This is a genomic window from Paenibacillus sp. TAB_01 (genome assembly GCF_043945595.1).
Classification (GTDB): domain Bacteria; phylum Bacillota; class Bacilli; order Paenibacillales; family NBRC-103111; genus Paenibacillus_S.
The window spans coordinates 1160877-1181692 of record NZ_JBIFNP010000001.1 but is presented as its reverse complement, the minus strand read 5'-3'; the positions used below and the strand labels follow the sequence as shown (position 1 = coordinate 1181692).

Genomic DNA, 20816 nt, shown 5'->3' with positions numbered 1-20816 from the left:
CCTCCTGCCCATAATAGGTTTAACGCTTTCAGTGAGTTCATTATACTAACAACCGTGCTACGGAGGAATCCAGCAAATGGCTGAAAACCTTAACGATCCTGCTGCCGCTAGCTTAATGGAGACAGCCGCCCCGCCTGCCGGAATTCTGGTCTCGGGACATTTCACCCAGCCGTTCGGCTACCAGACCTACCGCTCTCAGGGCACGCGGGACTGGCTGATCACGTTCACCCTGTCGGGGGAGGGCGAATACCGGCTGAAGGACAGCCGGTTTCGCTGCATAGAGGGCGACATGGTCATCCTGCCGCCGGGCACGCCGCATGATTACCGGACGCCCGAAGGCTGCGTCTGGGAGTTTGTATGGGCGCACTTCGTGCCGCTGCCCCATTGGTCCGCCTGGCTGACGCTGCCGCAGGAGCCTGGCGCCTGCACTCGGATGCACCTGGAGTCCGGCGCCAGGCAGGAGCGGGTCCGCGCCGCCTTCGCGCGCTTGCTGCGCGACAGCCTGGAGCTTGATTTCTATAAGCGGCAGCTGTCTTTAAACGCCATGGAGGAGATTCTGCTGGTGCTCGCGGAAATGCAGTCGCGCCGGACCGGCAGCACTCTCGATCCGAGAGTGGAGGAAATTTGGAGCTACTTGAGCCAGCACCGGAAAGAGCCGCACAGCCTGGAACGGCTGGCGGCCCGGGTCGCTCTCTCCCCCTCGCGCTTATCGCACCTGTTCAAGGAGCAGGTCGGCGAATCGATTATGGAGGCCCTGCTCCGATTAAGGCTGAGCCATGCGGCCAGGCTGCTGGAGCATACCTCGCTGCAAATAACCGAAATCGCGGAAGAGGTCGGATTCCACAGCCCGTTTTATTTCACCAAGCAGTTCACCGCCCGCTATGGCTCGAGCCCTTCGCATTACCGTAAAGAAAGGCAGCGCACCCTGGAAAACGAAAATGAGGGGGCGCTGCCCGAATCGTCAGGAGAAAAACCGATGGTTTAAGTCAATGGGGCCAAAGCGTCCAACAAATCGAAACAGATTTGGACGGTCTCTCTGCGCTGCTCCTTGAGAGCTTCGGTCTCCTCCTTCGCCTGCTCGTTCGCCAAATCTTTCTCAATCAGCAGCAGAATCCACAGGCTGTATACGAGAGCATACCGGCAGTATGCGTTCTGGAATTGTGCTGGGTCTGAGATGTTCCCTTGGGCCTCCTCGATGAGGATGAATCCCAGCCCCAGCTGCTTCCGGCGCTGCATGTAAGCCGCCAGCACCTCGCTGCGCAGAGAAGGAGCAATGACCGGCTTGCGGTAGCGGGGACTCGTGATATCCATCAGGTTGTATAAATCCCAGAAGACGGAGTTCCGATGGACGTACTCCCAATCCATGACGGCAAGCTCTCCATCAGCAAGCAGCGCAAGATTCATCGGATGGAAGTCTCCATGAGACACGACCGTCTCCCCTTCCAGCCCGAACGGAAACGATTGCAGCAGCGAGAATACGCTGCGTATACGTTCTACGGGCCATGACAAGTCCGTTAACGTGTTCTTCAGCGACCAGCCGGGCCGGACCTCGGTCACCTGCCTCAGCACCTCGTTAACTTGGGGCGAATGCCCCTCAAACGAGGCAGGAATCTGCTCCGGAGGCAGCGCATGCCACGAAGGAATTTGCTGCGCAGCCTGCAGGAGAATGCCGGAGTCCCAGCTGTGCCTCAGCGTTCCCAAATCCTCATATATCGCCCAGAAGCGATCCGGATCCCGATGCTCCTCATAGGCCAGCAAATACGGGTAACGAACCGCCAGCGAAGGCAGAAGCTGCTCGTAGACCCAAATTTCCCTCCCTATCGTGTCGAGATTCGTTAAAGGCTTAAAGATGACGCTTACATTCATACCTATGCCAACAAATCGTTCAACCGCTTTGCCGTTACGCCCGATGTACAGTACTTCCCTGCCTGCGAGCTGTTCCTCATCCAGCGTCCCGTCCTCCCGTACATAACGCTTCCATTGTACTGTGTCCACCCTGCCACTTCCCTTTCCTCAACTTAACATAGCCTCAATATATGCGAAACGGATAAGCAGATCAATGCCTTTTTATGCCGTATCCGGGAAAAATCTTTGCATCCGGCGCCGCTCCCGCACACACAAAGTGTTATACTAAAGAAATGGGTCCGGGAAGGAAGCGATTCGCGCTCCCGGGATCATCCCAAATCATTCAGAGGATGTGAACGCAAATGGATTATAAGATCGTATTCCTTGACATAGATGGGACATTGGTCAATGAAAACAAGGAAATTCCCGAATCGACCATTCATGCCATTCGTCAGCTAAAATCAAAGGGCATCGAGCCTGTTATCGCAACCGGACGGGCGCCTTACTTCTTTGCACATATTGCCGAGCTGCTCGACATTCATTCCTATGTCAGCCTGAACGGCGCCTATGTTGTGTATAAAGGCAAGGTCGTGCAAAAATACCCTATCCCCAAAGAAGATCTGGAGCTGCTGAACCGGCTGGCCGGATCCCACGGGCATCCGCTCGTATTCCAGGGCGAAGCCTCCTATTTCGCCAATACGGAGAACCACCCTCATGTGCTCGATTCTATCCATTCCCTCAAAGTGGAGCTGCCGGGATATAATCCGAATTTTTGGCAGGAAGCGGATATTTGCCAGGCCTTTCTTCACTGCACAGAGGCGGACGAGCACCGGTACGAGCAGGCTTTCCCGAACCTCCGTCTGGTCCGCTGGCATCCGTATGCGATTGATGTCATGCCTGTCGGAGGCTCGAAAGCAAGAGGCATTCTCGATCTGCTGCGCGCGCTGGAGCTTGAACCGTCGCAGGCCGCCGCTTTCGGTGACGGACTTAATGACCGGGAAATGCTGGAGCTGGTCGGCATGGGCATCGCCATGGGCAATGCGGTAGAGGGGTTAAAGCCTTACGCCGATTACATTACGACTTCCGTTGATGAGGACGGTATTGCGAACGGGCTGAAAGCCATCGGGCTGCTCTGATTCCAACTTTTCTGATCGGGCTTCTTTGAGCAGAGTGTCTGACCGGATGTTACTGACCGAGAGGCTCTGGCGGGCTGCTCTGATCCGTCTTTCCCGGCAGCGATCCTGCCGTATATAAAAAGGACTGTTCCCCGCGTCATCCAAAATGACTGGATAGGCTTCCCTTACAGCGGCAGGTTTATTATTTTCGCCTGTCTGCGGTAAGGAGAGCCTATCAGATAAGGGAACCGCCCTTTTTTCTGCTTTATAAAGATAAAGATGAAGCCGTAACCCCTGCATTCGCCTTAAACGTAACGGCTTAAGAACGCAGGTATAAAGTCAAAGGCTGCAGCCGCAGCTCGCGGATGCCCTCCGCCACCAGCTTCGCGATTTGGATCGCGCCGGCCTCCTGGAAATGCGTGTTATCCTCGGTTCCTGCCGGAAAATGAATAAATTCACCCGGCGCCGCCCACATAAAGACCGCTTTGGTTTCCTCCGGTCCTAAAGCCTCGAACAACGCCTTGCTCCGCTCGGCCAGGTCGATCAAAGGCACCTGCTCTTCCTCGGCCAGCTGCCTCACCGCCGTCAAATAATCCTTATGCGTATCGGCCAGCCGGCCGTCCGGCTCAAAAAACCGCCGGTGCACCGAAGTCACCAGCACGGGATGCGCTCCCCGTTCTCTTGCCGCATCAATATATATCTTCAGATACTCCTTATACGTAGTGAACGGGTCGGTATGGCGCGCCTCGTCGCTTTTCTGATCGTTATGCCCGAACTGGATGAACAAATAGTCGTTGGCCTGGATGGAAGCCAGAATCGCGTCCAGCCGGCCTTCGCCGATAAAGCTCTTCGAGCTTCGGCCCGACTTCGCATGGTTGGATACCGCTACCTCGGCGCGGAACCATTGCGGGAGCATCTGGCCCCAGCCGGCGTACGGATAGTTGTCCTCCGTCTCGTCCGTCACCGTCGAATCCCCGGCCAGGAAGATCGTCGTCGTCTGCACCGAAGGGACGACCTCCAGCGCATTGACGCGGGGCGCCAGCCCCGAGAATACGAGCCTCAGCTGTCCGTCGTCCACCTGGACGGAGAAGCTCTGCTTCTCCAACTGCCCCGCGCCGGTGCCTAAGCTTGTGCAGCATCAAGCGGCCCGGACCCGACTTGACGGTCGTCAACGTCTCGGTAAGCTCATCGCCGATCAGCAGCGTGACGTTATACCTGCCGTTCGGCACATCCAGCCGAAATGCCGCATCTACCGGGATGCAGAAATCCCGGCGCAGCGCCGCCGGCTCTTTGCGGTCTCTCGCGGCAATCCGCCCGCGGGCCTCGAAGCCGTATCCGCGCTCCGCCGTATAGCCTGTCTCCGGAGTGATCTTCGTATAGCCTTCCGCCGGCTCGCCCAGACCGAAATCAAACTGATAGGATTTGATGCTCAAATCAATTCCCTCCCCAATTCGCAGCAGAAGCCTGTTCCGGCATTTCTCCGCCATGAACAGACTTCTGTTATGTTTTAATATGATTCTACCACAATTGTCTTTGCAGCAGCGACGACAGGAACGTTAAGGCCAAGCCTTGTCCCCAGCCTTGTACGCGCTTGTGCGGTACGCCTTTGTAACCGTCGATGTCGCGCATGACTGCCGTACCTGCGGACACGCCGAGCACGGAGCCGTCCGGTGTAATCCGGGAGAGAATGCCTTCGATCGCCGGATTCACATATTTATTGTACATATTGCCGCTCGACAAGAGCGCCGCCGCAATCCCTGTCGAGCCCGAGGTTTCCGTGTAGGAGGTCGGATCTGTCAATACGGTGTGCCACATGCCGTCGGCAGCCTGCAGACGAACCAGCGCAGCCAATTGGTCGCGGAGCGAGCCTTCGATGACCATGAACGACGGGTGCGTGACATGGATCAAGCGAAGCGCTCTAGCCATCGTGATAGCGGCCCAGGAATTGCCCCGCGCCCAGAAAATGCCGGACATATGGTTCTGCGCCAGGTTGTCCCAGCCGTGGTAGTACAGGTTCGTTACTGGGTCCTGCAGGAAATTTTCGTGCCCGTGGTACTGCTTGATGCCATCCTCCAGGTAATCCTCGCGTCCGAGCAGCGTGCCGATCCGCACGAGGAAATAGCCTGCCATAAACATCGTATCGACCCAAGCCTGCTCGGGGAAGTTGTACGCTTCGGAATTCACCGTATGCTGGAAGATGCCATCGGCGAAACGCTCCGCGTCATTTTTCAGGAAATCCGCCATCTGCACGGCAATATCGATATACTTCTGCTCGCCTGTCGCTTGATATAAGGTAAGCAGGGAATGGCCGATAGATACTCCGTTGATCGTCAGCTTCGGCAGACCGTCCTCCAGCTGCTCATCGACCCAGCCTTTCAGCAGGTCCAAATATTCCTGTTTCCCTGTCGCTTCGTAAGCCTCGGTTACGCCGTAATAAGCGACGCCGCCCGGCCAATCCCAGTTAAAGTCCATTTGAAACGTGCGGTGAACGACACGGTCAATCACCTCACGGATTTGTTGTTCGTCGAATTGTAATGCTGGCATAGCTTCAACCTCTCCTCTCATTGGATTCCCTCTCATTTCAGACCGCTGGTGCTGATGCCTTCCACAATGTATTTCTGGAAAATCAAGAATACGGCTACAATCGGCGCAAGCGACAGAGTTGCCATCGCGAACATCCCGCCCCAGTTGTTGAGCGAATCGCCGTCCAGGAACAATTTAAGCGCAAGCGATACCGGGTACAAAGTCGGTTTGTTCAAGTACAGCAGCGGGTTGATGAAATCGTCCCAGCTCCAGTAGAACGAGAAAATCGTCGAAGTCACCATCGCAGGCACGATCAGCGGAAGCACGACACGGAAGAAAATTGTGTACTTGCTGCAGCCGTCCATTTTGGCCGCTTCGTCCAGATCCATTGGGATCGTACGCACAAACTGCATAATCAGGAAAATAAAGAACGGCTTTGCGAAAAAGTTAGGCACGATGAGCGGCTTAAAGGAAGACAGCCAGCCCAGCTTGGCAAACATAATGTACTGCGAAATGATCGTTACATCGTTCGGCAGCATCATCGTCATCATGACACAGGCGAACCAGAAGCCCTTCCCTTTAAACGGGATACGGGCGAAAGCATAGGCAACGAGTGCGGAGGATACGACGGCGCCAATGGTGGAAAAGATAACGATAATGAACGAGTTCTTGAAAAAGGTGGCGAATGTCGTTCCCGCGAACCCTTTCCAGCCGGTCAGGTAGTTCGAAAACTCCAAACGGCTCGGAATCAGGCTGTAGGCCTGGGAAAAGATTTCGTCATTCGGCTTCAACGAGCTGACGGCGAGCCACAGAATCGGGTAGATCATCAAGAAGGCCAAAATACCGACGCTTAAATGATAAATCCACGGCTTCCACATTTTACGACTGTTCGGCATTTTACTTCTCTCCTTTCGATTCGTAGTGCACCCAGAACGAGGATGTTTTGAAAATAAGCAGGGAAATCACAGCAATGATGATAAGCATCACCCAAGCCATCGCCGATGCATAGCCCATCTCGAAGAAAGAGAACGCCCGGCGGTACAAGTACAAGGAATAGAGCAGCGTATTATCGAGCGGCCCGCCTTCGCCTCTGGAAATGACATAAGCCGGAGTAAAGGTCATGAAGGCTGAGATCGTTTGCATAATCAGGTTGAACAAAATAATCGGGCTGAGCAGCGGCAGCGTAATGCGGAAAAACTGGTATACCTTGTTCGCTCCATCCACGCCCGCCGCTTCATACAGCGACTGAGGGATGTTCTTCAAGCCCGCCAGGAAGATCAGCATCGAAGAGCCGAACTGCCATACCGACAGCAGAATCAAGGTCCACAGCGCCGTCCCCGGGCTTCCGATCCAGGATGTGTCCGAATGGATGCCGATCATGCCGAGCACCGAGTTCAGCAGCCCTTTGTCGCCGAAAATTTGCGTCCACATAATCGAAACGGCGACGCTGCCCCCGATCAGGGACGGAAGGTAGTAAGCGGAACGGTAGACGCCGATGCCGCGTGCGGCTTTGTTCAGCAGCATAGCGACAATTAGCGCGAACGCTAATCTGAGCGGAACGCTGGCGAATACGTAGGTGAAGGTCACCTGAAAGGACTTCCATATTTTCTCGTCGTCCGTGAACAATTTACGGTAATTGTCGAAGCCGACCCATCTTGGCGCCTCGAGCAGGTTGTAATCGGTGAACGAATAATAAAGCGATGAGAACATCGGAAATAAAGTAAAAATCAAAAACCCGAGTATGAACGGTGCCGCAAATACGTAGCCGACCGTATTGTCATGATCCCGCAGCTTCGATAGTTTCATGAGCTTCAACCCCTATGCTTAAAGTGTGCGAAGGAAGCGCGTGTTCCTTACCTCTTACTTTTCATTATAAGGATTACAGGTTGAATAAGAAGGCAAAAAACCGTTCATTTTGTTCAAAAAACAGACTACACCTTCCGTGTGTTTTCGCTAAAATCCGACGTATACCGTTGCATGCTTCCTGCGTCATTAAACAAGCAAAAAATAACCCCACAAAGTGAGGCTTATGCTTCGAAGCGGACTCAGGTACTTTGCGGGGACCCCGAAAACATATAAATTTCTATCATGTAAAAAAAGACCGGACACTGAGTCGTATCCGTCAGCATCCGGTCTGTTTGTATTATTTTTTGTTTTTCGCCAGAATGGCATTCGCCTCTTTGCGGAACTTCGCTGCGGCGTCTTCAACGGAAATTTTCTTGTACAATATTTGCTCGCTCAAGTCTTTCAAAAGCTTCTCTACTTCAACGGAGCCTACAGGGTTCGGAGGATCCATTGGGGAGCTGTTTTTCTCAGCCCATGCCACGTAGTCAAATACTTTGACTTCGGCCGGGGACAGCAGCGGCTTCAACGCTTCCTTCACCTTGGATGAGATCGGTACGCCGCGCTCGCCTTTAATGATTTTGTTCGCATCGATATCGTTCACGAAGAAGTTGATGAATTTAACCGCTTCTTCTTTTTGCTTCGAGTTCTTCGTGACGGAGAAGCCCATACTTGGCTTCAGGAACAAGCCTTTATTCGCATCAGGTCCCGGTATCGGAAGCAGATCCAGCGGACGCTTCGCCGCTGCGGACATCGCTACATATTGGTTGGACCAAGCGATGGACGCGAACGCGTTGCCCATAACCATTTCATCATCCTCTGGGATAAATTTCTTTTGTCCCAGCTTATCCAGGCTCAGGAAGTAGCCGTTGTCATACCAGCTTTGGTAACGTTTGTAGTAGTCGATGAATGCTTTGTCGTCCGTGTAGCCCAGCTGCGTGCCGTCTGCTGCGTACATTTTTTGTCCGACGGTTCTCAGGTAGTACGGGAAGAATACGTCATAGCGCATGTAGTCGGAAATCAGCTTGCCGTTCGCTTTCAGCTTTTCCCCGATCTTCGCCATGTCGTCCCAAGTCCAGCTCGTGGACGGTACATCTGCGCCGACTTTCTTCAGCAGCTCGGTATCTGCCGTCGCGCCCAGGGCGTTCGTTCCGAGCGAGATTTGATACATTTTGCCGTTATATTCTCCGCCGGAGAGCACGTTCGCCGCAACGTCCTTCACGTCCAGCGTGCCTTTCTCGGTATATGGACGCAAATCTTCAAGCTGGCCTCTGCCGCCGTATTGAGCCAGGTAGCTCATATCCATCTGGATAATATCCGGCAAATCGTTGGCCGCCGCCTGCGGAGCGAGCTTTTTCCAGTAGTCGTCGAATGCCGCGTATTCCGCTTCGATTTTGACGTTCGGATTTTTTTGCTGATACAGCTCGATAACCTTCAGCGTGTAATCGTGTCTTGCTTGACCGCCCCACCAGGCGATACGCAGTTTTACAGGCTCGCTGCTCGATCCCGCCGCCGCATTTGTTTTATCTCCGGCCGGCGCCGTGCTGGCTCCGCCGCCGCTCGAACAGCCTGTGAATACAAGAGCTGCCGAAAGGATCAGTCCAATCGCTTTCTTCATATTTATTTCCTCCCCTTTTGTCGTAAAGTCCGGTAAATGTCTTCGCTTGTTGTTTGTTCAACCTTTTTCGTAGCGCTTACATGTTCATTATCTTACTTTCAGCCTAAATCGTTAATCCAAAAAACCGTTTTCTTTGTTTAAAAAACAGACTTATGAGGGGGATTTCATATATTCCGACGGAGTGCATCCGACATATTTTTTAAAAACCTGGCTGAAATATTGCGGATTATCGCCAAAACCGAGCATTTCCGCAATCTCGAATATTTTCACGTCCTCGTTCTTCTCGATCACTTCCGTCGCCTTTTTGATCCGCAGCCGCATGACGTAATTGGAGAATTTCTCCCCGGTCTCTTTTTTGAACAGCTTGCCCAAATAATCGGCGTTCATATACAGCATCTGATGCGCTACCCAGTTGAGCGAAAGCGCGGGATTGCCCAGCTGCTCCTCAATAATCTCGGTCACTTTCTCCACTATCGCGCTGTGCTTGTTTTTGTGCTTATCATAGTTGTTGAGCGCAATCTCTCCCGCCATTTCCTTAAACAAGCTTTGAATAGCGGCAAGTGTGTTCATCTCGGCCAGCTTGACCAGCTTCTCCATGTAATCATTCATCCGTTCGGGATCGGCGAGGCGCACCACAGCCATAAACAGCTGGATGACGTACGATTTGGACGTCTCGATATCGAGACGGAGCGCGCCGATTTTGGCAAAAAACGCATCGATTTCCTCTACCGCTTCTTCCCGTTGGCCCGTCTTGATTTGCAGCAGCAGCTTCTCATCGTCGTAGCTCCACTCCTTGGCCGCCTCGCGCGACTGAACATCGACAATATCTCGCGGCGTGATCAAGCTGCCCTCGCCCAAATAGAAGCGGTAATTCAGACACTCGACCGTTTGCCTGTACAGCAGCCGGGCTCTGGTGATTTCGTCCGCTTCGCTCAGCGCAATCGTCAGATCGATTTTGTAATAATGCAGGAATGTCGTACGAATCTGCTCAATCCGCTCATGCAGCCGGCTCACGTCCTCCCTGTCCTCTACGACCATCAGCACATGATCGCCCACCGTAGAGCTGAGCACCGGATGCTCCAGCAGCTCGCCCGCGATATTCTTGACCGCAAACAGATGCTCGAACTCGAACCGGCCCTCCAGCTGGAACAGAATCAGGCGGACTCTGCGGCTGCCCAAATCGATAGAGAACAGGTCTGCATAGTATGCCCAATCGTGGGCACCATACGTTTTATTCGTAACGAATTCCTTCAAAAACTGCTCCTTCATTTGCGGCAGCATTTTCTCCAGCCCGTACCTCATATTGCGGATAAAATCTTCTTCCTCTTCGGATTGCTTCAGCTCGTCCACCAATTCCTGAAGCGCCTCGGTAATTTTGCTCTCGTTACAGGGCTTCAGTAAATAATGTCGGACGCCGTACTTCATGGCGCTCTGCGCATACTGAAACTCGCTGAAGCCGGACAACAGTATCATCCGGATGCCCGGAAATTGTTCGCTGACCTTCTCCGCCAGCTGAAGCCCGTCCATGCCCGGCATGCGAATGTCGCTGATAATAATGTCCGGCGGGTCCTGCTGGATTTTCTCGAAAGCCTCGATCCCGTTGCGCGCGGTACCCATCAGCTCCGTTCCGGCCTCCTGCCATGGAACCACATTCGAAATACCGTCCAGAATAATCCGCTCATCGTCTACCAATAACACTTTATACATTCTCTGCTCCCTCATTTCATCTGGTATAGGGGATCATTACGCTGACTTGGGTGCCCCGTTCAGGCTCGCTCTCAATCCGGATGCCGTAAGCTTCACCGAACGCGATAATAATCCGTTCTTCGATGTTTTTCAAGCCGATCCCGCTTCCCCGTGTAGGCGCAGCTCCCGCCCGGACCTGCTCCAGCAGCTCCGCGCTCATCCCCTGTCCGTTATCCTCCACGGTGATGCGCAGCCTGTCGCCCTCGACTTCTCCTGTAATGCGGATACGGCACGGCTCAAGCATCGTCTCCAGGCCATAGTGAATCGCGTTCTCCAGCAGCGGCTGCAGCGTCAGCTTGGGAAGATAAGCGCTCTTCGCCTCCTCGGGCATATCCAGCTCAAACAGCAGCCGGTCCTCAAACCGGTACTTCTGAATAATCAAATAATTCGTCACAATGTCGAGCTCTTCCTGAACTGTGATGAGCGTTTCCTTCAAACTGATAGAGCTTCGCAGCAAAAAGCCGAGCGCCTCCACCATACTGGAAATTTGCTTCTGACCGTTCGCCTTGGCGAGCCAGTTGATCGACTCCAGCGTGTTATATAAAAAATGCGGATTAATCTGCGCCTGCAGCGCTTTGAACTGCGTTTCTTTAATCACGATTTGCTTCGCGTAGTTTTCCGTAATCAGCTCGTTAATTTTCTGAATCATCAAGCGGTACGTCCGATGCAATTGGCCCACCTCATCCATCGGCACCGCCGCCATCTCGACAAGCTCGGTCTGGGCCTGGCTGAAATCGCCGAGCTGCGCCTGCTTCATCCGCGAGATGAGCAGCTCGATCGGCTTCGTAATGCTGCGGGAGAAAGCGACCGCCATGAAGAGGACGATCAGCAGGCTGCCGGCGAACCCGATCAAGAGCATATTTTTCATGAAAATAATTTTTTGGAAAATTTGCTCGAACGGAATCAGGCTGTAATACGGACCAGCCCAAGTAACCGGATTGAATATGCGTAGAGAAATAAGACAGGCCGTTCCACTGGCCGATAAAATATCCGCCCTGCGCGGAGCGGTTGAATAAACGATCTGAAAAAATACGTTTATCCGCATCAAGAGGATAGATTGTATTTTGCCCGGACGTGATCAGCATTTCCCCGTTTCTTAGGTCCGTGCCTGCCGTTAGGTCATCCACGATCTTGTCGAACTTAAACCGGATGATGAGCGTCCCGAGCCGGTTCAGATTCAAATTTTCGTACGACCGGATTTCCCGCGCGCCGATTAAAGTAGAGTCCGCTTCCGTCGGGTAAATCCACCTCATTTCGCCCGAGCCTTTGATCGATTCGTCGATAATGAACTGCTCCCGCTCCGGCGTCGTCGCCTTGTTCACACCGGCGCGTGTAGAAACGCCCAGCAGGTCTACTACTTCAATGGATTCGATATATTTCTCGTAGCCCGCATACTGGACGAGCTTGTCCACAATATAGGAACGGATCCGGTACTGCTCATATTCGGGCGTCTCCGGCTTCAAAGACATCAGCAGGCTCTGAATCTGCGAATCCGTCGCCATGCTGAACGACTGCCGCTCGCTTTTGCGAAGCTCATTCTCAATCCCCCCGGCCGACAAATTCAATATTTGCGACGACTTCGAGTACAGCTGCTCATCGTAAATCGTATAAGCGTATTGCAGCACCAAATAGGTGATCAAAAAACAGACAGCCATGATACTGCCTATCAATAAAAACACCTTATGCTTAATCCTCAGGTTTAAATATCTTTGCCGTAGCGTCATTTTAGAGCCTTTCATATCAAATCCTCATCCCCCCAAGCCTTCTCCCTCTTTCGGCTCTGCCGCTTCCTTAATTGCTCCCATTGTAGCATACTCCCCTTACGTGTCACTAACCGCGCCATGGTAGGCTTGAAGAACCTTGCGCCATCGCGGTAAATGGGGTATCGTAATACGAGCGTCCCCTGCGGCGCCAAAATGTATTGGAGTTGAATAAAATATTGAATTTCTTCAAAAATTTGTTTCTCGTTTTGTGCAGTCTGGCAATTAGTTATTTTTTGTTCGGCGGTATTGCTATGGGCCTCATTCAATATTTGGGCAATCTTTTAAAATTGGCTTAACCGGTTCATGAGTTCTCTTCGATAGACGTATGGTTTCATTTTCCTCTATTTGTTTTTCAATGTTATGCAAAAAATGACTATGGATCAATTCATTTAGAGGGAGATGACCATGGTTCTATTCGTACAGCGTTGGGCACTTGCCGCACCCTTCCTTTTCCTATTCTTTCTGTTCTGCTCTACAGCACAGGCAGCCCCGGGCTCCGGCTCAACACTGGAGCTGACCGTCAAGGTCTCTTCAGAATCCGCATGGGCGGCGCGGCTTGAGCTGACGGATTCACACCTTCTGCAGGCTCTGGAGCAGCCGGAGCAGCGGTCATCCGCCGTCGAAATTCCCGCAACCGACACTTATCTTACCGTCACGGCCGACGGTCAAACCACAACATATGCAATGGATACGCAAGGCTACCTGTACAGCGAGTCTCCGATGGAAAGGCTCGAACTGAAGCGCAAATGGAGCGCAATGCTCCTGAAGCATGCCGCAAAAATGCGTGCAGCGCATTACGGCACTATCGTCGAATGGGAGCAAGCGAAGCAAATCCTTCCGAAATTCACCAAGTTCAAAGTAACCGATATGGAAACGGGACTGTCCTTTCACGTCCAGAGAAGGGCCGGCTCCAGCCACGCCGACGTACAGCCGCTGACCAAGGAAGATACGGCCATTATGAAACAAATTTATGGCGGCGCCTGGAGCTGGGCACGCCGGTTAGATCCTAGTGGAGAGCGAAGGGCACAAGCTCGCCGCTTCAATGCACGGCATGCCGCACGGGGGCGACGGCATCCCGGATAACGACTTTTCCGGCCATTTCTGCATTCACTTTCTGGGGAGCACGACCCATCGTTCCGGCAAGGTCGATCCGGATCATCAATTAATGATCTACAAGGCCGGCGGCAAAATCGGGGACTATTTAAACCAAGCCGCTCCGGACCAGCTGATCGATATCTTCTTCCTGGCGTTGAACATGCGGGAAATGCAAATTGCCAAAATGAGCTTCGCTCAGGGGAAGCAGCAGCAGCTTGCGTTTTTTCTGCAGTCTTCGCCATCCGCACATTGGATTCATGAAAATCAAGGGGCAGCAGGCAGTAAGCCGGATGCCACCGAGTCGCTCGCTATGGAAATCCCGGTCGATGTCCGCATGAAGCGTACAAATCACAAGGATGTCCACCTGCGGATGACGTTTGAGCTCAAACGCAGCTCGATAACGGAACCGTGGAAAATCGATTCCATCGGCATGGTGTCCTGAAGCGGGCCGAAGCCGCTATTCAAACCAAAGAGCCTTCCGTACAGCTCCCCGAAGGGAACTTGTGCCAGAAGGCTTGAGCGGGTTAAGCATATGCAAATCGGGGTTGTCAGACCATCAAATCGTTAATTCCCCAAGCTTGATTAGCTCGACAACTGCTTGTGAACGACCTTTCACATTTAGTTTTTGCATGACGTTGGAAATATGGTTACGCACCGTTTTTTCGCTGATAAACAGCTGTTGTGCGATATCCTTGGTCGTTTTGTCCTGCACCAACAATTCAAAAACTTCGCGTTCACGATTCGTTAGTAAAAATTTACTTTTATGGTCGCTGCCCTTCAAGTGTCACCCCTCCTTGCCCGGGTTTTTGTATCATTACAAGGTGTAGGGATACAGTCAAATTCAGTTTATGAAGAGCGCCAATTAATGGTGCAATAGCTTGGAAAAATGGGCTTTTATAAAGTGAAAAATATAAAAAAGACGCCTTCGATAGAAGACGTCCTCATACTTATTACAGCCAAAGCAGCGGCTGGCGAACCGCGATATTACGCCGCACCTCCGGGTCGGCCGGGTCCCGCTCCAGCCGGGACCACAGCTGCAGGTAGTCCTGCCGTCCAAGGGCAAGCCCTGCGAACAGGAGCGAGGATACCTGCGCCGGCCACCCTTCGTCGTGCTCCACGTCCGGAGCGTACGGCCACAGCGCCTTATCCTTCAAATAAGGGACAAGATAGTCGAGCCCCAGACGAATGCCTCTGCCATCCGGCAGCTCATAAGCCCACAGATCATCCTCCGGCGTGGAGAGCACATGACACAGCGTCGTCATATTGTCCAGCACAAAAATCGAATAGCCGTACGGCTTGGTTCGGGCCAGCTCGCGGGGGAAGCTGCCATCGGCAGCCATTTGGTCCGGCAGCAGCGAGGTTTTGTACCGTTCTCTGCACAGCTGAAGGACATCCTCGTTCCGCGTAAACCATCCGAAAACGGCAGCCTGCACGAACCAGCATACCCCGTGATTGTTGTCCGCATTCATCTCTTCGATCCCGTTGGGATGCGTGCACATCCAATGCAAATAAGCGGCGAACCAATCCCTCAGCCCCCGGTACACATCCTCGGCCATAGCTGAAGAATCCCGCAAGGCTTCAACGGCCAAAGGCACATCGATCAAATGCAGCGTATCGATGATGCCGATGCCTCTGCCGGAGCAAACGCCCGGGATCGCCTGCGCATACAGCAAATGCGGATGCATCAGCGTCTCGGCATCCAGAAAAAAAGCTCTCAGCATGCGCACCGCGTGCTCTGCATATGCTTCATCCGCCGTCAGCTTATAGGCTGCGGCCAGGTTCGCCACATGCGTCCGCATGCCGCGCAGCAGGAGGCGGTGGCGGTCAAAGTTACCGGGGTTGCTTTCGCCGTCCCGGCGTATGTAAGGCAATCCGTCCGCCGTATCCGGGTTCGGCCACCAATAGTCGCCATTGGAATAATAATCGTGGATGCCGCCTTCGCTCATCGGAGCCGCGGCTTGGGTAATATGAACGGGCGATGCGGCCAAGGCGGCGTCTCCCTGCTTTATAATCCAGGCGGAATCCAGCCACGAAGCCGCAGCAGCCGCGCCTGATCCCGTTTTCCATGCTCTATTTAACATCTCCATCCGACTCCTTCAATCACCAAGTATCCTTTCAGTATAAAGGATAGGACTTGAAGCCGAACAGTGACAATACTCAGCTGTTTTTGGCTTATTTTCAGATCTCACTCCGGGCCGAACGGCTTAGAGCTAGTTCATCGTTCTGGACGAAATGCTGCCGGTCGACTCGACGTAAGCCGTGCAATACTTGCAGCGTACCGCCAGCTTGGGAATTTCAGATAGGCACTCCGGACATTCCTTCGTTTCCTTTTTCGGGTCCGGCTTCTCCTCCTGCTTCTTGCGCAGCCGGTTCAATTGCTTGACGGTAATGAAAATAACGAAGGAAACGATCAGGAAATCGAGCAGCGTATTGATGAACAGCCCGTAATTTAATGTGGCCGCGCCCGCACCTTTCGCCGCCGCCAGCGACTCATAGTGCTTTCCGTCCAGGCTGATGAACAAATCGGCAAAGTTCACTTTGCCGAGCAGCAAACCGATCGGCGGCATAACCACGTCATTGACGATGGAGGTGACCACCTTGCCGAAAGCTCCTCCTATGATGACCCCGATCGCCAGATCAATCATATTCCCCTTCATTGCAAATTCCTTGAACTCTTTAATCATTTTCGTTGGCATACGGTAACTCCTTTATCCCTATTTGCCTCTATCATACCCGATTTTCCGCACAAGGTCGATGGGACGGGCCCAGTCCGTTCTTTTTGCCTGCATTCTTGCTGGAACGCATCCGGACAACAAAATAAAGCCCCTCTGTCCGGTTGGCCGGATCAGAGGAGCTTGAGTGACCTTATCTTCTCGTCTTTATTTGCCGATAAACTGCTGGGTAAACATTTTGCCGCAGGATCCGCCGTTCACAATGCCGATGCCGATATGCGTGAAATCCTTGCTCAAAATATTGGCGCGGTGGCCCGGCGACTCCATAAGCGCTTTATGCGCGGCTTCGACGCTCTGATTGCAGGCGATATTTTCCCCTGCGGTGGAGTAGCTGATGCCGAACTGCTTCATCATATCGAACGGCGAGCCGTAGGTTGGCGAGTCGTGCGAGAAATAGTTTTTGTCCACCATATCCTGGCTCTTCAATCTGGCGGTTTTCGTCAGCTCCGGATCTACCGCAAGCGGCTGAAGCCCCTCTTGTTTTCTGGCCTCGTTCACCAAGTCGACCATTTGCTGCTCTTCCGGCGTCAAGCTGGAGTCATTATCCGACGGCGGCGGATTCGGCGCAGGGGCCGGAGCAGGTTCCTCTTTAGGAGCCGGCGCTTTCGGCAGCTTCAGGTTCCCGTACGCCCACAAAATAGCCTGGAGCGTCTTATCGTCGACGGCGCCCGTAACGGGCAAACCGTAGGCTTTCTGAAACGCTTTGACGCCCTGAACGGTCTCAGGGCCGTAATAACCGCTGATCTCGCCCGGGAAATACCCCATAGACTTCAGCATCCCTTGAACTGCGAATACATCCGGGCCCTTCGCGTCGCTGCCAAAGCCGAGAGCGCTTGTGCTCAACGAGAACAGCAGCAGCAGACTAAGCAGAAGGACGGCTAACGGCTTGCTCTTTTTCCACTTGCCAAGCATCCATTCATTCCTCCATGTTACAAATTGGTTTCATACCAAAGCATCCCCTGAAAGGCCGGATTTTAGCCAAAAAAAACGGACTTCCCCGAAGGGAAATCCGTTGTGAACTCCGGCGCTTTTAGCGGCTTGCTTTTCTTTTCGTTAAAGAAAGCAACAGCGCGATGACGCCCAGTATAAGAGCAATGATCGACAGATACAGCGGCACCTGCGAAGCGCTGCCTGCTGCCTGCTGAGCAGGCTGGTCATGACCGGCGGCCGGGGCTGCCGTGTTGCCGTGACTGTCGGAAGCGGCGCCCGCTGGCTTCGCGTTCACCTTCGTCACGGAAGCCGGTTTATCCGAGCCCTGCGCGCCGACCCATTCCACTACGCTGCCGTCCTTGTAGGTCTGGTAAGCCTTCCATAAAATGCTGGTAGCATTATCGGCAACCTTGCCCTGCATGTAAAATTCCCCGAACTCCGTAGGCGATAAGCCTTCGCCCGTAGCGGTCCAGGTCACTCCCGTAATTTTGCCGGAAGCATCCTTGGCCAAATCGTATTTCCAGCCCGGCTTCGGCTCAAAGCGGGAAATCGAAACCGAATCCAGCGGGAACTTGATCTCGACCTTCACGGTCGGAATGTCCTTCTCGGTCGGCACACGGACCGCGAATTTTTCATAGGAGCCCTGTGTCGTTTCCGCAGGCTGAACGGTGACGTGCGCGCTCGCGACGCCTCCCCCGACCAATGTGAAAAACAGGCACAGCATGATAAACAAATGGGTTTTCTTCATGTACAATGTCATCCTTTCGTTCTCGTCCTTGATCTGCTTCTAATTTACCTAAAACCGGACGCACTGCACATGACCCCATCGGGCTATTGGCGGGATTTTTTTTGACTAATCTGTGTCAACCCGTGCCGGATTGCATAAGAGGTCAGCTGAACGCGGTTATCGAGCGACAGCTTGCTCAAAATATTTTTGATATGGTTCTTTACCGTATTCTCGGTAATCGAGAGCAGCTCAGCGATTTGACGGTTGCTGCGGCCGCTGGCTACCTGTACGAGAATCTCGCCCTCCCGCTCGGACAGCACGCCCGGCTTGATCTCGTCCTCCTGAAGCTTAGGGCCTGTCCGAAACTGGTAAAACAACCGGTCGGCCAATCCCCTGGCGATCTCGGACTGGTCGTCAAGCAGCCCGCGAAGATAGTTTAACCAATCGTCGGGATCCATATTTTTCAATAGGTAGCCCTGCGCGCCATACTGGATGGCCGTGAACAAGTCGGCGACGTCATCCGATACGGTCAGCATGACGATACGGATGTGCGGATTGTGCTGCTTGATTCGGCGGGTCGCCTCCAGGCCCGACATGTGCGGCATTTGAATATCCATCAGGACCAGATCCGGCAGCAGCTCCCGGCACAGCTCGAGCGCCCGCTCCCCGCTGTCCGCCTCCCCGACCACTTCGAACTCCGGCTCGCCGTCAAGCAGCGTACGCACCGCTCTGCGTGCGAGCGGGTGGTCATCGGTAATCAGCACCCTATACTTCATCATACATTCCTCCCTCTCATCGTACCAGTGACGCAAACCTCCGTCCCCCCTTGCTCCACTGTTGTCACCGTCAGCTCCGCCCCCAGCGCTTCAGCATGCTTGCGCATCTGAAATAAGCCGTACCGGTTGGAGGAGCTGGAGCCTTGAGCTGCTGCCGGAGTTTCCGCCGTTTCCTTGGGCTCGGGGCTTAGCCCGATTCCATTGTCCCGGATGCGTAAGATCCAGCGGCCTTCCGTCTCCGCTTGTCCCAATTCGATCACTGCATGATCGGCCTCCGAATGCTTGCGGACGTTCGTAAAGGCTTCCCGGATAATCGCGAACAGCTGCACCTCCGAGGAGGGCGGTATCTCTTCGGGCACCCGGATGGACTGCTCGACGGCGATCCCGGTAATGCCGCTCCATTCCTCAAGCCAGGTGCTCAGGCGCGCCGGAAAATCCGCTGCCTCCTCCGGCGGGGTGCGCAGATTGAAGATAGCCTGCCGGAGATGGTGATCGATTTCGGCGACGGCGGAGCGCGCTTCCTGCAGCTGGCCTTTTTTGAGCTGAACGTTGAGGAAAAACAAAATCTGCGCAATGTTGTCGTGCAGTTCCTGCGCAAGCCGCTCCCGTTCCTCGTAAACGGCACGTTTGGCTTCCTCTGCGGCAAGCTGCTCATTCGTCCGCCCGATACTGTGGAACATCCAGGAGGCGAACACATAAGACAGCAGAAGCGTCAGCAGCGTGATATATAAATTGCCGGATTCCATGGAAAGCTCCGACAGCAAAAAATCGTGCCGGATGTATTCGAAGCCGCCGATAATGAGCGGCGGGATGAGAATCGTCAACGTTTTCAAGGTCCGTAAGGACATACCAGCTTCACCCGCTTTCCTGTTTCAGTATGCAAATATGGTGCTAGTATAACATAAGCCCGCTGTTCCAATAAACGGCAGGGGCGGCTTCCCATCGGGAAATCTCACTGCTCCGATGAGACTAGGGCATTTAGAGAGAACCCGTTAGCATAGCAAAAAGAGACGGCTCTGCAGCGAGCCGACCCTTTCTGCCCATTTATGCCGTTATTCCGCCGCTCTGTCCGTTAGCCCTGCCTGCCTTATGCAAGCCGGTCCCATACGGCTCTGGAGATTTCATACTTCGTCTTCTCTTCCCGGAAGCTCCGGCCGATGTCCTCGACGATCTCCTCCATCAGCGCAAGCCGGCCTTCGACCGTATCTCCCGCCACATGCGGGGTCAGCAGCACATTGGACAACGAGCAGAGCGGGCTGTCCGGCGCGAGCGGCTCCTTGACATATACATCCAGCGCAGCCAGGAAGCGCCCGGTCTGCAGCTCCTCGATCAGCGCCTCTTCATCCAGCACATCCGCGCGCGAGGAATTGATGAAGATCGCGCCTTTGGGAATCCGCTGCAGCAAGGATTTATTCAGCATGCGGTACGTTTCCGGCAGCTTCGGCGCATGGACGGAAATGATCGGGCAAGCCATGATCTCCTCCAGGCTGGCGCGCGTCACCTGGAGCTGCTCTGCCGCCTGATCGCTCAGATAAGGATCGAATACTTTGATCTGAACCTCAAAGGGCTTCAGCAACTGAATGAACACTCTTGCGGTGGAGCTGGCCGAGACCAGACCGACCGTCCGCCCCTTCAGCTCGTGTCCCCGCATGCTGCCGTTTTTCCAGATGCCTTGATGAAGCCCCCGGTCGAAATCGGGCAGCCGGCGCAGCAGCGTCAGCAGTGCTCCAAGGCAGTACTCTCCGACGCTTTGGGCGATGCGCTGCGCTCCCGAGAATACTTTGATGCCTCTGTCAAACGTATCCGAAGGGATTCGCCCCTTGAGCGAGCCGGCTGCATGCCCGATTGCCTGCAGCTTCCCGGCACGCTCAAGCAGCTCCCGGGTGAGAATCGGCGAGCCCCAGCTCGTCAGAATGACCTCCGCCTCCGGTATAAGCTCCGCCAGCTCCTCCGGCGTATAATCCCGTCCTTTATCGTTCCATACCGGATCAAACCGTTCGTTCAGCAGCTGCACGCAGCGTTCCGAGCATACCTCCGACAATCTCGTTTCGGGAGGAAGCACCAGCGTTTTCATTTTAGGCATTCGATTAACCTCGCTTTTTTA

20 protein-coding genes and 1 pseudogene are annotated in these 20816 nt (G+C 53.8%); 4 read left to right on the top strand and 17 right to left on the bottom strand.

Annotated elements, in window-relative coordinates:
• Nucleotides 1–76: 76 nt before the first annotated feature.
• Nucleotides 77–985, top strand: coding sequence for a helix-turn-helix domain-containing protein (locus tag ACHHV8_RS05755; protein ID WP_395157424.1), 909 nt, complete (start codon nucleotides 77–79; stop codon nucleotides 983–985).
• Here the strand turns inward: ACHHV8_RS05755 and ACHHV8_RS05750 are convergent.
• Nucleotides 982–1995 carry a phosphotransferase gene (locus ACHHV8_RS05750; RefSeq protein WP_395157423.1) on the bottom strand — a complete coding sequence of 338 codons (1014 nt, stop codon included), beginning with the start codon at nucleotides 1993–1995 and terminating at the stop codon, nucleotides 982–984. The two genes, ACHHV8_RS05755 and ACHHV8_RS05750, sit on opposite strands and share 4 nt — an antisense overlap.
• Before the next feature lie 212 nt (nucleotides 1996–2207).
• Between ACHHV8_RS05750 and ACHHV8_RS05745 the strand changes: the two genes are divergently transcribed.
• Complete coding sequence (locus ACHHV8_RS05745; protein ID WP_395157422.1) at nucleotides 2208–2981, top strand: Cof-type HAD-IIB family hydrolase; 774 nt, start codon at nucleotides 2208–2210, stop codon at nucleotides 2979–2981.
• Nucleotides 2982–3279: 298 nt separating this feature from the next.
• Here ACHHV8_RS05745 and ACHHV8_RS05740 read toward each other — a convergent pair.
• From ACHHV8_RS05740 to ACHHV8_RS05705, 8 genes and pseudogenes are all read right to left on the bottom strand, one after another.
• A pseudogene (locus ACHHV8_RS05740) lies at nucleotides 3280–4447 on the bottom strand (rhamnogalacturonan acetylesterase).
• Between the two features lie 31 nt (nucleotides 4448–4478).
• Entirely contained in the window at nucleotides 4479–5504 is a 1026-nt protein-coding gene (locus ACHHV8_RS05735) for a glycoside hydrolase family 88/105 protein (RefSeq protein WP_395157421.1), read from the bottom strand.
• A 32-nt stretch (nucleotides 5505–5536) separates the two neighbouring features.
• Nucleotides 5537–6361: a carbohydrate ABC transporter permease gene (locus ACHHV8_RS05730; protein WP_395163432.1), complete on the bottom strand. Its 825-nt coding sequence runs from the start codon at nucleotides 6359–6361 to the stop codon at nucleotides 5537–5539.
• A gap of 19 nt (nucleotides 6362–6380) precedes the next feature.
• Entirely contained in the window at nucleotides 6381–7289 is a 909-nt protein-coding gene (locus ACHHV8_RS05725; protein ID WP_395157420.1) for a carbohydrate ABC transporter permease, read from the bottom strand.
• A gap of 337 nt (nucleotides 7290–7626) precedes the next feature.
• Nucleotides 7627–8943: an ABC transporter substrate-binding protein gene (locus ACHHV8_RS05720; protein ID WP_395157419.1), complete on the bottom strand. Its 1317-nt coding sequence runs from the start codon at nucleotides 8941–8943 to the stop codon at nucleotides 7627–7629.
• A 150-nt stretch (nucleotides 8944–9093) separates the two neighbouring features.
• Nucleotides 9094–10650: a response regulator gene (locus tag ACHHV8_RS05715; protein ID WP_395157418.1), complete on the bottom strand. Its 1557-nt coding sequence runs from the start codon at nucleotides 10648–10650 to the stop codon at nucleotides 9094–9096.
• Between the two features lie 16 nt (nucleotides 10651–10666).
• Nucleotides 10667–11446, bottom strand: coding sequence for a sensor histidine kinase (locus tag ACHHV8_RS05710; protein WP_395157417.1), 780 nt, complete (start codon nucleotides 11444–11446; stop codon nucleotides 10667–10669).
• A complete protein-coding gene (locus tag ACHHV8_RS05705; protein WP_395157416.1) occupies nucleotides 11370–12368 on the bottom strand; it encodes a cache domain-containing protein in 999 nt (332 codons plus the stop codon). The genes ACHHV8_RS05710 and ACHHV8_RS05705 overlap by 77 nt, the downstream gene beginning before the upstream one ends.
• 489 nt (nucleotides 12369–12857) lie before the next feature.
• Between ACHHV8_RS05705 and ACHHV8_RS05700 the strand changes: the two genes are divergently transcribed.
• Together ACHHV8_RS05700 and ACHHV8_RS05695 are read left to right on the top strand one after the other, a co-directional pair.
• Nucleotides 12858–13535 carry a hypothetical protein gene (locus ACHHV8_RS05700; protein WP_395157415.1) on the top strand — a complete coding sequence of 226 codons (678 nt, stop codon included), beginning with the start codon at nucleotides 12858–12860 and terminating at the stop codon, nucleotides 13533–13535.
• Nucleotides 13495–13989, top strand: a complete 495-nt coding sequence (locus tag ACHHV8_RS05695) for a hypothetical protein (protein WP_395157414.1) — start codon at nucleotides 13495–13497, stop codon at nucleotides 13987–13989. The genes ACHHV8_RS05700 and ACHHV8_RS05695 overlap by 41 nt, the downstream gene beginning before the upstream one ends.
• A gap of 114 nt (nucleotides 13990–14103) precedes the next feature.
• Here ACHHV8_RS05695 and ACHHV8_RS05690 read toward each other — a convergent pair whose 3' ends face one another.
• The 8 genes from ACHHV8_RS05690 to ACHHV8_RS05655 all read right to left on the bottom strand — a co-directional run bounded on the left by ACHHV8_RS05690 (nucleotide 14104) and on the right by ACHHV8_RS05655 (nucleotide 20795).
• Nucleotides 14104–14328, bottom strand: coding sequence for a helix-turn-helix domain-containing protein (locus ACHHV8_RS05690; protein ID WP_028547616.1), 225 nt, complete (start codon nucleotides 14326–14328; stop codon nucleotides 14104–14106).
• Nucleotides 14329–14497: 169 nt separating this feature from the next.
• Entirely contained in the window at nucleotides 14498–15628 is a 1131-nt protein-coding gene (locus ACHHV8_RS05685) for an alginate lyase family protein (protein ID WP_395157413.1), read from the bottom strand.
• Nucleotides 15629–15757: 129 nt separating this feature from the next.
• Nucleotides 15758–16231, bottom strand: coding sequence for a large conductance mechanosensitive channel protein MscL (mscL, locus tag ACHHV8_RS05680; RefSeq protein WP_395163431.1), 474 nt, complete (start codon nucleotides 16229–16231; stop codon nucleotides 15758–15760).
• Nucleotides 16232–16426: 195 nt separating this feature from the next.
• Nucleotides 16427–17191 (bottom strand): CAP domain-containing protein, encoded by a 765-nt coding sequence (locus tag ACHHV8_RS05675; RefSeq protein ID WP_395157412.1) that lies wholly within the window; start codon nucleotides 17189–17191, stop codon nucleotides 16427–16429.
• A gap of 118 nt (nucleotides 17192–17309) precedes the next feature.
• Nucleotides 17310–17957, bottom strand: a complete 648-nt coding sequence (locus ACHHV8_RS05670) for a YcnI family copper-binding membrane protein (RefSeq protein WP_395157411.1) — start codon at nucleotides 17955–17957, stop codon at nucleotides 17310–17312.
• A gap of 83 nt (nucleotides 17958–18040) precedes the next feature.
• Nucleotides 18041–18715 (bottom strand): response regulator, encoded by a 675-nt coding sequence (locus ACHHV8_RS05665; protein ID WP_395157410.1) that lies wholly within the window; start codon nucleotides 18713–18715, stop codon nucleotides 18041–18043.
• Nucleotides 18712–19560, bottom strand: a complete 849-nt coding sequence (locus ACHHV8_RS05660) for a sensor histidine kinase (protein WP_395157409.1) — start codon at nucleotides 19558–19560, stop codon at nucleotides 18712–18714. Before ACHHV8_RS05660 ends, ACHHV8_RS05665 begins: the two co-directional genes overlap by 4 nt.
• A gap of 239 nt (nucleotides 19561–19799) precedes the next feature.
• The gene (locus ACHHV8_RS05655) at nucleotides 19800–20795 is read right to left on the bottom strand and encodes a hydroxyacid dehydrogenase (RefSeq protein ID WP_395157408.1); all 996 of its coding nucleotides are present in this window, start codon (nucleotides 20793–20795) and stop codon (nucleotides 19800–19802) included.
• Nucleotides 20796–20816 lie beyond the last annotated feature (21 nt).